Source organism: Desulfoferrobacter suflitae (genome assembly GCF_022603395.1).
Taxonomy (GTDB): Bacteria; Desulfobacterota; Syntrophobacteria; order Syntrophobacterales; family Syntrophobacteraceae; genus Desulfoferrobacter; species Desulfoferrobacter suflitae.
The window spans coordinates 396429-410591 of record NZ_JAIBKA010000002.1 but is presented as its reverse complement, the minus strand read 5'-3'; the positions used below and the strand labels follow the sequence as shown (position 1 = coordinate 410591).

Sequence of the window (14163 nt, the reverse complement as noted above, 5' to 3'; positions counted from 1 at the left end):
TGGGCTCACTCCACAACAATTCGGCAATCAACACTGTAACACCCCTCAGTGCTTGCCACGACAGGATTCAAGTCCAGTTCGACGATCTCGGGATAATCCACAGCCAGCCTGGATAACGCCAACATGGTGTCGATCAGTGCGGCAAAATCGATCCCCTGCTGACCTCGAATCCCTGCAAGAATCGGATAAATCTGCAACGCTTGCAGCATTTGCTCCGCCTCCTTGGAACCGATCGGCACCAGGCCCCGGGAAATATCTCGAAATACTTCGGTATAAATACCCCCCATCCCCGTTACAAAAATCGATCCAAATTGAGGATCCCGCTTGATGCCAAGAAGGAGCTCCGTTCCCTTCACCTGGCGTTGCACCAGGATCCCATCGAGAGCCGCCCGGGGAGAGGCTGCGGCAAAAAGCCGCTGGAGCTCGCCATACGACTCGAGGAGCTGGGACTCATCGTTGACATTCAACCTTATTCCCCCTAGGTCGGATTTGTGCAACCACTCGGCAGAGATAATTTTAAGCACCACCGGATAGCCGACTCTTGTCGCCGTGGAAACCGCTTCTTCAGGGCTTGTAGCCATCTCTCCCGGAGCCACTGGAATACGGTATTCCTTGAGTACCTCGAAGGCTTCTTGTCCCACCAATAAACCGCTCGGCAGCCGGGCTCGTGATGGCGCCCCTTGAGTCGATTCGGGTTGAGAAAAAGGCGTCGCTTCGCTTTCTCTCCGATACCTGGTATAGCGGTAGACAGCAGCCAATCCCATAACGGCCTCATCGATGCTGTCAAAGCAGGCCACATCGGGGATGGCATCAATAGATCGACAGCGGCCCGGCTGGTCCCCCCCATACAGCCAAAGTGCCACGGGCTTGTGACGTACGTTGGCCTCCTGGATTTCCTGCAGGGCGCTCGCCATATCCAGGTCCGCATGCAGTGGGGAAGCCATTGCCGGGGCAATCCCCAATACCGCATCCACGTTGTCGTCTTCCAGCAGACCGCAGGCGGCACGCTTGAAAACATTGGTGAATGATCCACCCACCATGCCGAGCGGCCAGACATCCACCGGATTATGCAGACGGTGCCAGGCGATATGAGCGATCTCCAGTCGACCACGCAACTCCTCAGGGAACGGCGCCAGCTCCAGCCCATAATCCTCACACGCATCGGCGGTCATGATCCCGCAGGCCCCGGTAGCCGTCACCACTCCCAGCTTCGACCCCTGCAGCCGCTCAAAGTGGAGAAAGGCGCGAGCGACCGCGTGCAATTCGATCATGTTGCGCACCCGTATCAGGCCGGCCCTGGCGAAGGCCACATCGAACACCGCGTCTTCACCCACCAGCGACCCGGTATGGGATAGCGCAGCTCGAGCGCCAGCCACGCTCCTCCCGGTTTTGAGGACAATGATGGGCTTGCTGCGGGCAACCCGCGACGCGACCCTGACAAATTCTCGACCACGCTGCATGCCTTCCATGTGTATGGCGATGATTTTGGTTTGCGGATCGTGTTCGAGATACTCGAGGGCATCGACAAAATCCAAATCACACGCATTGCCGATGTCGATGGCCTTACCGAGTCGGCCGGTGAAGGATTCCAATCCAACCTGAAAGACTCCCGACTGGACCACAATGGTCAGAGGCGGCGGCGCAGGGTCTTTGGCTATATCCACAAAGGCCGTGCTGAAGCCGGTAAAGGCGTTGAGCACTCCCATGGTGTTGGGTCCCATCACCCTGGTTCCGCTTTTTTTCGCCAGCCCAGTCAATTCTTCCTGCAGTTCCCGTCCTCTCTCGTCGGCATCCGCAAACCCCTGGCTGATGACAATAACTCGTCTGATGCCCTTGTTGACGCACTCCTGGAAACTTTGCAGAACGCGCTCGCGCCCCAGCGATATGACGGCCAGGTCGGGAACTTCCGGTAACGCCGCTACATTGGGGTAACAGTGGTGCCCGAGAATCTCCGGGACTTTGGGATGGACCAGGGCGACGCGTCCCTGATATCCATATTTCAGCATCATCTCGAGATTGTTGTACGCACCCGTACCCGTTTTCCGGGACACGCCGATGAGAACCACTGAAGACGGCTGGAAAAATCCTTGCATGCAACACTCCTCTGAAATTAAGTCAAAGCCCGGGAGCTTGTCCGAGCAGGTGTTCGGTCCACCATTCCGACCAATCCTCGTTCGCGACCGACAGCGCAATCCAAACAGCGGTATTCCGGCTGGATGCCTGCCGCCTTGGCGGCATTTCGCCGACAGGGCGAACGGGGCACGTGGCCGATGCTCAGTCAGCCTCCCAGTGTCTGTTCATGAGTGGCCTAGTGTAGTTGAACTCGGTCGGTTAGATCAACTGGATACTTGGTTTGACAGCACTGGGCGGTTAAGATCCATTCATTGATTCTTGATACTGCATTTAAAATATTGAGAATTAGATTGTAACAACAGGACCTTGCGGAGGATGATGAATTGTCAATGGAAGCGGATCAAGCAGGCCCACAGGATGAGCTAAGAGAACGATTGCTACGCTGGTTTGGAGCAAACCAGAGAGATCTTCCCTGGCGGAAGGCATACTCGCCATACGAAGTCTGGATTTCTGAAGTAATGCTGCAGCAAACCCAGGTGAAAACCGTCCTGCCCTACTATCAACGCTGGATGGAACGTTTTGAAAACATCCCATCGGTAGCCGTTGCCTTCGAGGATGAACTGCTCAAATACTGGGAAGGCCTGGGATACTATTCGAGAGTCCACAACATTCATAAAACCGCTAAGATTTTACTGGAGTATTTTGGCGGCAACTTCCCCAGAGAGTTCCCCAAAATCCTAAGCCTTCCGGGAATCGGCCGCTACACAGCCGGCGCCATCATGAGCCTGGCCTATAATGAAAGCTTTCCAGCCGTAGATGGAAACATTGAGCGGGTTTTTGCACGCCTCTTCAACATTGCCACACCCGTAAAGGATGCATCAAACCAGAAATTCATCTGGACGACGGCAGCACAATGGATCCCCGTGGGACGGGCAAGACGCTTCAACCAGGCTCTTATGGAACTGGGTGCACTGGTTTGCGTTCCCAAGAAACCGCTCTGCGGTGGATGCCCCATTGACGAATTTTGTCAAGGCTTCAAATGGGGTGTGGCCAATGAACGACCCGTTGCTCGCCAAACCAAAAGGATCAAAGCCATTGAAGCCGCCATAGGCGTGCTTATCCAAAAGGGTAAGGTGCTTATCCAGAAACGTCCGACCAATGGGCTGATGGCCGGCTTATGGGAATTTCCCGGAGGCAGGCTCAATAGGGGTGAAAGGCCTGAAGAGGCCCTCGAAAGAGAATTTTTTGAGGAACTGGGTTTGAAGGTCACATGTACAACCAGGATCATCACCATCCGCCACGCCTACACCAGCTTTCGCGTGACCCTGCATGCCTTTTTTTGCCGGTTGCTGGAACCGGCTCAAAGGCCTACACTGAATGCGACATCGGAGGCGCGCTGGGTGACCCGAAACCAACTGGAGCAATTCCCCTTCCCGGCAGCCAACAAGAAATTAATAGGGATATTGGCGGAGAAAAAATGGCCGACCGACGGTTACTGAAAAAGCTCAGCCTTGTTTCCAAATGGTGGCTTGCCTGCCAACATAACCCATAGAGGAAACCTTTATGGCAAAAATGCATATACACTTAAGTGCCGTTCTTTTTTTGGTTCTTGCCATCGCCGCAGGATGTGCAACCATAAAAACGACGATCCCTCCTCTCACCATCGAGGGGTCCACGCAGGCCCTGCAGACTGGAGACATAGTCGATACGCGCAGAGGCACAGTGATTTCATTCGAAACCCTCATCGACGACCTGTCCAAGGCAACCGTGATCTATCTCGGAGAAACCCACACCAGCATCGAAGACCATCAGATTCAAAGGAAAATTCTTGCCGGCTTATATGCCAGGAACCCTCATCTGATCGTAGCACTGGAGATGTTCCCACGAGCTGTGCAGCCCGTTCTGGATGGATATTCTGAAGGTGCCATGGAAGAAAAACAATTTCTGAAGGACGTTGGATGGAATGCAGTTTGGGGCTATCCCTTCCAGCTCTATCGAGGCATCCTGAGCTGGGCGCGGGAACGGCAGCTGAAATTGGTGGGACTCAACGCACCACCGAACGTCGTTCGAAAAATTGCTCGCACCGGCATATCATCTCTTTCCGTCGAAGAACGGCAGCAAATTGCGACCCACATGAACTTTGCCGATGCTGGTCATCGTGCCTACATCAGGGAGGAATATGAGCAGCACCTGAAGCACAACATCAAAGGTTTCGATTCCTATTATCAGGCTCAACTGGCATGGGAAGAAACCATGGCAGAGACATTAGCCGCAACCCTGAAAAGCTTACAGAGCTCCGACCAAATCGTCGTACTGGTGGGGAAAGGGCATATCGTCCATCAATTTGGCGTGCCTCAAAGGACTTTCGAACGAATCGGGCAACCTTACAAAACAGTGGTGCCCATCCCATCGGATCACCCGCATCGCACCATTGACCCCGGCCTGGCCGACTATCTGTGGGTGACGGGGAAATCCACAGAATTTAAACATCCCCGCATGCTTGGGGTCATGTTGAATACCTCGGCGGGTGACAACGGGCTCTCTGTGATGCAGGTGCTCCCCGGCAGCGCGGCTGCCCGAGCAGGCCTAAAAAAGGGCGACGTCCTGCGTGCCATCGACGGCAGCAGCATCAACAGCGTGGAGGATATCCACGGAGCCGTTGCCCAGGAAAGAAAGACCGAGTATCGGCTGCGCATCGAACGGAATGGCAAGGAGCTGGAACTGCCCGTAACGTTTCCCCCAATCACTCAAATGGGGCAATGATTTTCTTTTGAGAGAAAAAACCTTACAAGAAAGGTGAGCATGATGCTGGGTGGTTCCACCTCCTGTGAAAAAATCCAAAGTGGCCGTGGTCAGTATCCACAACTATTTTCCCATCCCGCCGGTGGTGGAGAGATCCATGGCAAGCGGCGATGTTTTCTTACTGTCGGACCCGGATAAGGAAGCGAGGGAGCAGACTGATCACCATCAATGAAACTGTTGGCGAGCGGATGATTCCATGAAAGATAAGCTCATGATTGCTCTGGTGGTGGCCATTTTATCCCTGTTCATAGGCGGCTGCGTGCTTTTTGGGCAGCGCGAATATGCGGACCACTCGGTCGACTCCGTCGATCTGGAGAAGTATTGCGGCAAGTGGTATGAAATCGCCTCGTTTCCCAGCTGGTTTCAAAGGAATTGCCACTGCACAACCGCCAAATATACGCTCAAGGAAGGTTTTGTTGAAGTCGTCAACTCGTGCCGCAAGGGGTCACCCGATGGAGAGCCGACCGTTGCCGTCGGTAAAGCCCGGGCTGTGGCGGGCAGCAGCAATTCACGATTCAAGGTACAGTTTCAGTGGCCTTTCCAGGGCGACTACTGGGTGATCGCTTTGGACACAGGCTATCGATACGCCATGGTTGGCCATCCCCAAAAGAAATACCTGTGGATCCTGTCCAGAACTCCGCACCTGGATGGCCGGATCTATCAGCAGCTGCTGGCGATCGCAGCCGCCAAAGGATACGACATCTCCCGTCTGCAAATGACCGATCAATCCTGTGGGGAGTTATCCTCTTGAAGCGACAGAGAGCAGGCCGCACACAGGCGGCTTAATAAGCGTTCCGACCAACACCCCGACGGGTACCGTAATACAGGTGTTGGACGAATGTCGTCTTGCCGGCGTCAAGGACATGAGTTTGCCTGCGTTATCCGCATTGGAGGGATTGCCGACTATCAAGCATCAAGAAAGGTAATCCCCTCTCTAATGGCGTATTTGATGAGGTCCGCCAGACTGCCGACTTTCAGCTTGTGCATGATCTGCTGCCGATGAGTCTCAATGGTCTTGACACTCACAAACAGCTCGGCAGCAATTTCCTTTGTCGCCTTGCCCTCCGCCAGCAGCTGCAGGACCTCGCGTTCCCGGGCGGTCAGTACGCTGAACCCGGAAGAATCCGTCCTGGAAATATGCCTCACATAATCCTCGATCACGGCTCCGGCAATCTCCGGGCTCAGATAGATTTGCCCGGCCACGACAACATCGACCGCCTGCACAAGTTCTTCAAAGGCACAGTCTTTCAGCAGATACGCCGCTGCACCGGCTTTGAACATCTGAGCCACAAAACGTCTATCGGAATGCATGGACAAGGCAATCACTTTGGTCTCATTTGCTTCGGCAACAATTTGTCGGGTGGCGTCAATGCCGTTTAGACCGGGCATTCCGACATCGATGATGACCACATCGGGGGACAGCTCGCGAACCAAACGCACCGCTTTGCGCCCGTTCTCGGCCTCCGCTATGACCTGCAAATTCTGTTGCGTCTCCAGCAAGGCGCGCAACCCATCCCTGACGATATTGTGATCGTCTGCGATCAGCAGTCTGACACTCATTTCTCATCCCTCACTGGCATATTCCGGTCTTCATTGATCGGTCCTGGTAATTTGGACAACCTGGCCACCAAGGTCACTCGAGTTCCACCCCCCGGCTCAGAATGGATTTCCAGATCACCGCCAATGTGACTTAACCTTTCGCGAATGCTGAACAAACCGAATCCATCGCTGGCGCTTCGGCGGGCGGCTACCTCTGCCAAATCAAAACCGATACCGTCGTCCTCGACATTCACCACAATGCGTTCGCCGGTCTTTCGAGTGGACAGCTCCACCGTGCGGGCACGAGAATGTTTCACCACGTTGACCAGCAACTCGTTCACCGCCTGAAACAAGAGAACCCTGACATCGTCTTGCAGCTGCTTGGCACTGCCATCATCCCAATATTTGACCAGAATATCATGCTTTTTCTGGGTTTCTTCCGCCAACCATTCCAGAGCCGCTTCCAAACCGAGCTCGTAAAGTATGGGGGAACTGATTTTAAATATCAATGAGCGGGTATCTTTAATCGCCTGGCCAACGAGCTTGCGAACTTCATCCACCCTGGTCGCATACTCTTCCGATGGAGATGCTTCCTTGAGCATACCCAATTTAATTCTGGATATGGCGAGAGCCTGCCCAACGTGATCGTGCAGGTCCGCAGCAATCCTGCGCCGCTCGCGCTCTTCCGCCAGCAGCAGTTGGGAAGCCAGGGAACGCAATTGCCGCTGATAGCTCATAAGCTGTTCCTGAGCTGTTTTCCGCTCACTAATGTCGATCATGATACCCTGCAGATAATAACCGTTGTCCCTCTCGGATCGCACGCATACTGCTTCATCGGTGAGCCACAACTGCCGGCCGGCCTTGGAAAAAATGCGGTATTCACAGCGGAAATTCGCTCCTGGCAGGACCGCACAACAATCGTCAAGCATTCTTTTTACCGATTGCAGGTCCTCCGCATGAATTTGCCTCATCCAGAGACCGGAGTCCGCCATCCATTCTTCCGGCGAGAAGCCCAATATTTCAATCACCTGCGGGCTGATATAGAAGGTGGTTCGCAATTGATCCGGGTTGGCTGCATAGGTTATGGCCGGTATTTGCTCAACCAGTGTGCGGTATTTGCCTTCTGCGGCGCGCAACTCGAAAGCGCGCCTCTCCAAAGCGGCAGCCATTTCGTCAAAAGCACGCGCTAAACCATCCAATTCGCCCGCCCCGTACGGCAGCCCGCTGCGCGCCGTCATATCGCCCGCCGACAGGCGCTCAACCGCTCCGGCCATGGCTCTCACCCTCTTGAGGATGAGCACTTCACTGCCAAACCAGACTGCCAAGAGCGCTGCCATTATGACTAAGCCCAGCCCCGCAAAGTGCTGCAAAAGCACTTTTTGGGCCTCGCTGTAGACAACCCTTTGGGGAATCCCAACACCCACATAGAACCCCGTGTCTACAACGGTGGAGAGTGGAGTGAAGGCGTAAAGACGGGTCACCCCATCCAGTCCGGGAAGCTCGGCCGTGTCCTGGCCTTTGGCCAGTATCTGCTCTATGATGGCTGTATCGCCCGCCGATCTGCCTGCCCACCGGTCATGCTCGGGAAAATGCGCCAAAACAGTGCCGTTTCGGGAAATCATGAGAAACTCTGCATGCGCCGGTAACCGCACCTGATAGCTGAACTGATGGAGCTGATCCATGGCCACTGATGCAAACAATACAGCCTGGATATGGCCGGCATCATCGACCGTTGGATAACAGATATCGAACGTCCCTTCTTCCGGCGTGGGACCGAGGGCAAAGTCTTTGGTCTTGAGGCTGTGCCGAAACCAGGATTGGTCCACCAGACTGGCCTCACGAGGCCGTCCGTCAGCACTGCAGAACAATTGCCCATCCGGTCTGATGACGCCAAGGTTCGTGTAACGTGGGTATTCTTCCAGGATATCGGATAACATATTGCGGCAGGCTGTGCTGTCCGTGCCGACGATCTCGGGCAACTTGGAGAGGGCAAGAAGCAGCTGTCTTGTTCTTTCAATGAGCTGTTCCTGGTCCCTCGCAGCAAACTGGGCGATGCGCAAGACATCCTGCCGGATGTGGGCAACCACCTGATTCTTCTCCGACAGGTAGGTATAGATCGTCAGACCAAGCAGCGGGAGCAGGGTCAGTAAAATGAGCGACGCCAAACGCGAGCGAAGGCTTGTCAACGGCAACTTTTTCATGGGGAATGCCGTGCCCCTGCCGTTACGGCTCCTGTCAGCCCAACGAAGAGCGCCCAAAGGCACCGAACAAAACTACTCACAATGCCGACCCATCCCCGGATTTCCGCTCTCGCCATCGTAGCCTCTGCCCAAAAACTGCAATAGGTCATTTTAGCAAATGTTTCCATTCAATTTTGTGTGTTAAAATCAAAAATGCTTCATGCAAGAACGCAACACGATGATTGGCAATATATCTCAATTCCACAAGAACGGCCGAAAACAAACTACCTCCAAGGACCAAAAGGACCAATCCGTGAACGACAAGAAAAAGATGTTAATGAAGAAATCATATGGCCTGCCATGCATATTCCTGGTGCTTGCTGCAGTGTCGGCTTTTGCACAGGATTTCACGGACATTCAACAACACGGGACATGCAAGTATTGCAACATGGACCGCCAGCAGTACGCTCACAGCAGAATGCTGGTTATCTATAAAGACGGCACCGAGTTTGGCGCATGCAGCCTGCACTGCGTGGCCGTCGACCTGGCGCTAAACATAGACAAAACGCCCCAATCCATACTGGCAGCGGACTACAATACCAAACAACTCATCGAAGCAGAGACTGCCTACTGGATTCTTGGCGGAACCCTTCACGGCGTGATGACCAAGAGAGCCAAGTGGTGCTTTGCAAAGGAACGGCACGCGCGCCGGTTTATGCATAGAAACGGTGGCAGTCTGGTCACTTTTGATGAAGCGCTGAAAGCTACCTACGAAGACATGTACGCCGATTCCAAGATGATTCGCAATAAGCGCAAATTGAGAAAAATGCACGCTCAATGAGAGCACCGTCGCCTGCTCAATTTCGTTTCAGGAAACAGCAGTTTACTCCGAGCATACGCATGCTTTTCTGCGTCCTCTGAGATCTCCGCGGTGAACGATTGCGTCAGGGAATACGAAAGAATTTTTCGGGCATTGCCCGCTTCCGAATCAGGCTTTCCAGCATAGAATCATAGCTAAACCTCCATTACTCTCCCCCGGAACACCTACTCGTCCACCACAGGAGGATTAACAAATGACAAGGGCTTGGATGGTACTCTGGGTTTTCATCCTTATTCCGGCATCGGCGGTCTATGGGCAGCACAGTCAGGAGGCGTTGAAAGAGATGATATTCAAAGAAATCGTCATCACTGCACCCCCAATTGAGGAACCCCTGAAGGAGAAGATCACCAAGAACGCTTTGGATTTTGGAACATACGTCAATATGGGAGAGGTGCTTGAAGCGGTGCCCGGGGTGAGCGCCGTGCGGCGGGGAGCGAGTGCTACCGAACCCGTCATCCGTGGACTGGGCTGGGAAAGAGTGCAAACGCAGGTCGGTTTTGTTCCCATTTATGGCGGCTGCCCCGCCCGGATGGACCCTCCGGTGACCTATCTGCAACCGGAAAATTTCCAGGATGCTGAAGTCATCAAAGGGATTCCCTCCGTCACGCTTGGACCGGGAGGAACGGCTGGGCGGGTGATGGTTTCCACCGATTACAAGCGCAGCCCGGAGGCACCGCCGCAATTGGGAGGCTGGGTTACCTCCACCTACAATGGCGCCCGCAATGGCTTTTTGGGAAGTGCGGGGTTCAAGGGGGGGAACAAGTGGGTAGATGTCTACGGGACCGTTAACGGTATCGATTATGGAGACTATGAATCGGCCGACGGAAAAACTGTTCCTGCAGACCAGGAAGAAGTGGGTGGTGCGGTTTCTCTGGGATTCAAGCCAAGGGATGATCATCGCTGGTCCAATGGGATAATTTTTGTACGCGATAACGGCATCGAATTTCCTTCTGTTCCCATGGACAGTGAAAAGACCACCACATGGATTTATAACACCACCTACCGGATGGACTTTGCCGGCAAAACCCTCGAGAGGTTGCAGGTGGACGGCGGGTTTTCTTTGCTCGATCATCGGATGAGCAACCGTAATAAGCCGAATCGAAGCACCTTGGAAGCAGTGGCCACCACCAGTTCCGATTCGTATGCCGGCCGCACCCTTCAGGACTGGAGACTCACGCCGTCCATTCTTCTAACCACCGGTCTCGACTACTACAACCTGGAGCGCGACGGCATGCGCAATCGATTTGTCGTAGCCAGTGGGAAGACCTTCATTGACCACATCTGGCCTGATATTACCCAGTGGAATATGGGAGGATTTTCTGAATTGCACATCGATCTGGCAAACGACTGGCATCTGCGCGCAGGAGGTCGAATTGACGGCGCCCGCAGCGAAGCCAATGCCGTCGACGATACCATTATGGCTGGCACCACTGCCTCAACCATCCGTGAACAGTTCGTCAAGTATTATGGACCCGCTGCGGCCGATGTCGACCGCAGCGAGCTGCTGGGCTCCGGAAACCTGTTGCTGGAATGGCAAATGATAGAAGAGCTCACTGTGTTTGTCGGGGGTGGAGTGATCTCCAGGCCTGCCAATTCAACGGAGCGATATTACGCGTTTTCGCCGGCGCCGGGCGGTTACACACTCGGCAACCCCACCCTTGATCCGGAAATCAAGTACGAACTGGACTGGGGAGTCAATTGGGCAAAGCCTTGGGGGCTTTTTCAGTTGTCACTCTTCTACGACTGGGTCAGTGACTACATCCTGCCGACCCAAATCGGCACGCTTGGCAACCTGCCGGTGCGCGGTTTCAAGAACGTCGATGCGCAACTCTATGGCGGCGAGCTGGCTGTTATCCTGCGAGCTTTCAAGCACTGGAGCCTGCCGGTCAGCCTTGCTTATGTGAGAGGTAGAAACACAACTGAAGGCAAAGATCTTCCAGAAATCCCTCCGCTTGAAGTGAGAGCGGCGGTACGCGCCGAGTATGGCAAGAAAGTTCCCTGGTGGGTTGAGTTTGGAGGACGCTTTGCGGCGAGCCAGCACTACGTGGATGAGAGTTTTCCAGAGGATGAAACGGCCGCCTTTGCAGTTTTTCATCTCTACGGCGGGTTAAAACCGGTCAAGGGATTAAAATTGATTGCGGGTATCGATAACCTGTTCAATACCGAATACAGCGAGCATCTAACCCGCGAAGCCGTCTTTAGCGTGGGAGATCTGGTCGCCGGAGAAGAAATCCCGGCTCCCGGCATCAGCTTTTTCGCGGCGGCTCGCTATGAGTTTTGAAAGCCGGTGGGGAACTGCTGAAATTCCCGGTCCGTTTTCAACCGGCAGATTCTGGGGGAGCAGCAATGAATGCCGCAGCCCTGGCTAATGAAATCTATTGCGCCAACATCAGGGCCACCTGTCAATTTGCCGTGGCAGACGCTAATGAAAGCTGGTACGATCTGACCCGCAAGGCAGCGCCGGACCTGCTCGAAGGCAAAACTCTGGAAGTCTCCCGTTAGCCGTCAGATGTCCACGATCACTGTGGCTTCCCATCCCTCCGGCGTTTGTTCCACTCGGAAACGGTGTAGAGTAACCGCTTTGACATCCACCACCAGATCGTGTTTGTGCATGTTCAACTCTTCGCCATGGGCATCTGCTTGCAAAATGAACGCCTCGTCCTGTCGGCTGATGCTGAGCCGGCAGACGCGCAGCAGAAGTTTCTCGGCGTCTTTATAGTAAATGAGCTCCTGCAGCAATTCGAAAAGCAGCATATCGATCGCGTCAGAAGAAACACTTATGCTTCTTTGCTGCTCATGAGCGATGGTCTCCAAATCCCCCACCATCACGTTCATGGTGGCGTCGCAGGCTGCGATAAACATCTCTTCGAGGGTATCGCCCGAGGCTTTGAAAGCGGCGTCGGCTGTGGCGATCTCATCCAGATATTCATAGGGCATGACAAACCTCACCGTCTCCCGGACGACTACCCTTTCACATTGCCAATGGGAATAAACCGCACCACCGCTTTGCTGATCCCCGCCTGTTCCGTGGCGGCGACAACGTCATCGATATTCTTGTAGGCTGCTCCCGCCTCTTCCGCCAGCCCTGCGTAAGAAACGCCGCGTACATAGATGCCGCGCTGCTCCATGTCATGCACCAGCTTTTTGCCCTGGAACTTCTTTTTGGCCTGTCGCCGACTCATGCTCCGCCCACTGCCATGAGCAGTGCTGAAGAACGTCTGGGCTCCACTCGCCACTCCCACCAGCAAGTACGACCCTGTTTCCATACTGCCGCCAAGGATGACCGGCTGCCCGGTTTTTCGGTAAATTTGCGGAAGTTCCGGGTTGCCCGGGCCAAAGGCTCGGGTCGCTCCTTTGCGGTGTACCAGTACTTCGCGCTCTTTACCCTGGACCATGTGTGTTTCCAATTTGGCCGTGTTGTGCGCCACGTCGTAAATCTGATGCAAGCCCAGTTCCTCAGGGCCCTTGTGAAAAACATCGGAGAACACCTCACGAATGCGGTGCAAGATCACTTGCCGGTTGGCAAACGACATGTTGATGGCGCATTTCATGGCCGCAAAGTAATCCTGCCCTTCCTGAGAATTGAAGGGTGCACAAGCCAATTCGCGGTCGAGGATCGTGATTCCGTATTTTTTCTCCATGACCTTCAAGAAAAGCTGCAGGTATTCGGTCGCCACCTGGTGGCCAAAGCCACGACTGCCGCAGTGAAACATGACAACCACTTGATTGGGCTTGGTGATGCCGAAAGCACCGGCCAGTTCGGCATCATAAACGTTTTCGGGTTTGACCACCTGGATTTCAAGATAATGATTTCCGGAACCCAGTGTACCAATCTGATTGTATCCGCGTTCTACCGATTTTGTGCTGATCTTGGACGAATCCGCACCATCAATACAGCCGTATTCTTCCGTTCGCTCCAGGTCTTCCGGCCAGCCATAGCCATTGTCAATACACCAGCGCGCACCGAGTTCGACAACGCGACGAAACTCACCCTGAGAGAGCTTCACAAAGCCGCTGCTGCCCACCCCGGCGGGCACTCTCTCGAACAACCGGTCAACCAGAAGCCTCAGGTGGGGCTGCACTTCCTCCAGAGTCAAATTGGTTCGCACCAGGCGCATACCGCAATTGATGTCAAAGCCGATGCCGCCGGGTGAAATCACTCCTGATCTGGTATCCATCGCTGCAACGCCGCCTATGGGGAAGCCATACCCCCAATGTCCGTCCGGCATGCAATAGGCGTAATTTAAAATACCCGGCAGGGTTGCAACATTGGTAACCTGATCAATGACTCCATCGTCCATTTCCCGCAAGAGCTTCTCTGTCGCATAAATCCTGGCGGGTACTTGCATGCCGTCTTTGTATGTGGCTGGAATTTCCCAAATGGAGTCGGATACTTTGATAAAATCTTTTACGGCTGCCATACTGCTGCCCCCTTTCAGAGCTGATTAATGCGTGCGCCTCGGCTCATGACCCTCAACGGCCCGCCCTTCTAAAATAACAACCCTGGCGCTGTTCGTCATCCTGGTTCAAGGATCGGCCCGTCGCCGCATCCTGGGAAGGCGAGCAGTGGTACTATTGTCTTGACATTTTTTACCAGGACCTCTTATGCTTGCAGTACAATGAGATCACTGCAGTGAGGGCTGAAAGCCTCATTGCAGTGTCAAGTTCCGCTCGCCATGGGAACACAAT

At 54.2% G+C, this 14163-nt stretch carries 12 protein-coding genes; 7 read left to right on the top strand and 5 right to left on the bottom strand.

Annotated features, from left to right (window positions below; genetic code table 11):
- Positions 1 to 5: 5 nt before the first annotated feature.
- Positions 6 to 2093: an acetate--CoA ligase family protein gene (locus tag K1V27_RS04645; RefSeq protein ID WP_258928385.1), complete on the bottom strand. Its 2088-nt coding sequence runs from the start codon at positions 2091 to 2093 to the stop codon at positions 6 to 8.
- A 369-nt stretch (positions 2094 to 2462) separates the two neighbouring features.
- On the opposite strand from K1V27_RS04645, the gene mutY reads away from it, so the two are divergent.
- The 4 genes from mutY to K1V27_RS04625 all read left to right on the top strand — a co-directional run bounded on the left by mutY (position 2463) and on the right by K1V27_RS04625 (position 5626).
- Positions 2463 to 3572, top strand: a complete 1110-nt coding sequence (gene mutY, locus K1V27_RS04640) for an A/G-specific adenine glycosylase (protein ID WP_258928384.1) — start codon at positions 2463 to 2465, stop codon at positions 3570 to 3572.
- A gap of 64 nt (positions 3573 to 3636) precedes the next feature.
- Positions 3637 to 4836, top strand: a complete 1200-nt coding sequence (locus K1V27_RS04635) for a ChaN family lipoprotein (RefSeq protein ID WP_258928383.1) — start codon at positions 3637 to 3639, stop codon at positions 4834 to 4836.
- A 64-nt stretch (positions 4837 to 4900) separates the two neighbouring features.
- A complete protein-coding gene (locus tag K1V27_RS04630; protein ID WP_258928382.1) occupies positions 4901 to 5047 on the top strand; it encodes a hypothetical protein in 147 nt (48 codons plus the stop codon).
- 24 nt (positions 5048 to 5071) lie between these two features.
- Positions 5072 to 5626: a lipocalin family protein gene (locus tag K1V27_RS04625; RefSeq protein ID WP_258928380.1), complete on the top strand. Its 555-nt coding sequence runs from the start codon at positions 5072 to 5074 to the stop codon at positions 5624 to 5626.
- 155 nt (positions 5627 to 5781) lie between these two features.
- On the opposite strand, the gene K1V27_RS04620 is transcribed toward K1V27_RS04625, so the two are convergent.
- Both K1V27_RS04620 and K1V27_RS04615 read right to left on the bottom strand, forming a co-directional pair.
- Positions 5782 to 6435: a response regulator gene (locus K1V27_RS04620; RefSeq protein ID WP_258928378.1), complete on the bottom strand. Its 654-nt coding sequence runs from the start codon at positions 6433 to 6435 to the stop codon at positions 5782 to 5784.
- On the bottom strand, positions 6432 to 8615 hold the full coding sequence (locus K1V27_RS04615) for a cache domain-containing protein (RefSeq protein WP_258928377.1): 2184 nt from the start codon (positions 8613 to 8615) through the stop codon (positions 6432 to 6434). Before K1V27_RS04615 ends, K1V27_RS04620 begins: the two co-directional genes overlap by 4 nt.
- A gap of 316 nt (positions 8616 to 8931) precedes the next feature.
- On the opposite strand from K1V27_RS04615, the gene K1V27_RS04610 reads away from it, so the two are divergent.
- The 3 genes from K1V27_RS04610 (at position 8932) to K1V27_RS04600 (ending at position 11976) form a co-directional block, all read left to right on the top strand.
- On the top strand, positions 8932 to 9435 hold the full coding sequence (locus K1V27_RS04610) for a nitrous oxide reductase accessory protein NosL (RefSeq protein WP_258928375.1): 504 nt from the start codon (positions 8932 to 8934) through the stop codon (positions 9433 to 9435).
- A 232-nt stretch (positions 9436 to 9667) separates the two neighbouring features.
- Positions 9668 to 11755, top strand: a complete 2088-nt coding sequence (locus K1V27_RS04605; RefSeq protein WP_258928374.1) for a TonB-dependent receptor domain-containing protein — start codon at positions 9668 to 9670, stop codon at positions 11753 to 11755.
- Positions 11756 to 11820: 65 nt separating this feature from the next.
- Positions 11821 to 11976, top strand: coding sequence for a hypothetical protein (locus K1V27_RS04600; protein WP_258928373.1), 156 nt, complete (start codon positions 11821 to 11823; stop codon positions 11974 to 11976).
- A 3-nt stretch (positions 11977 to 11979) separates the two neighbouring features.
- On the opposite strand, the gene K1V27_RS04595 is transcribed toward K1V27_RS04600, so the two are convergent.
- On the bottom strand, positions 11980 to 12411 hold the full coding sequence (locus K1V27_RS04595) for an archease (RefSeq protein WP_258928372.1): 432 nt from the start codon (positions 12409 to 12411) through the stop codon (positions 11980 to 11982).
- 26 nt (positions 12412 to 12437) lie between these two features.
- Complete coding sequence (locus K1V27_RS04590; RefSeq protein WP_258928371.1) at positions 12438 to 13895, bottom strand: RtcB family protein; 1458 nt, start codon at positions 13893 to 13895, stop codon at positions 12438 to 12440.
- Positions 13896 to 14163: the final 268 nt, after the last annotated feature.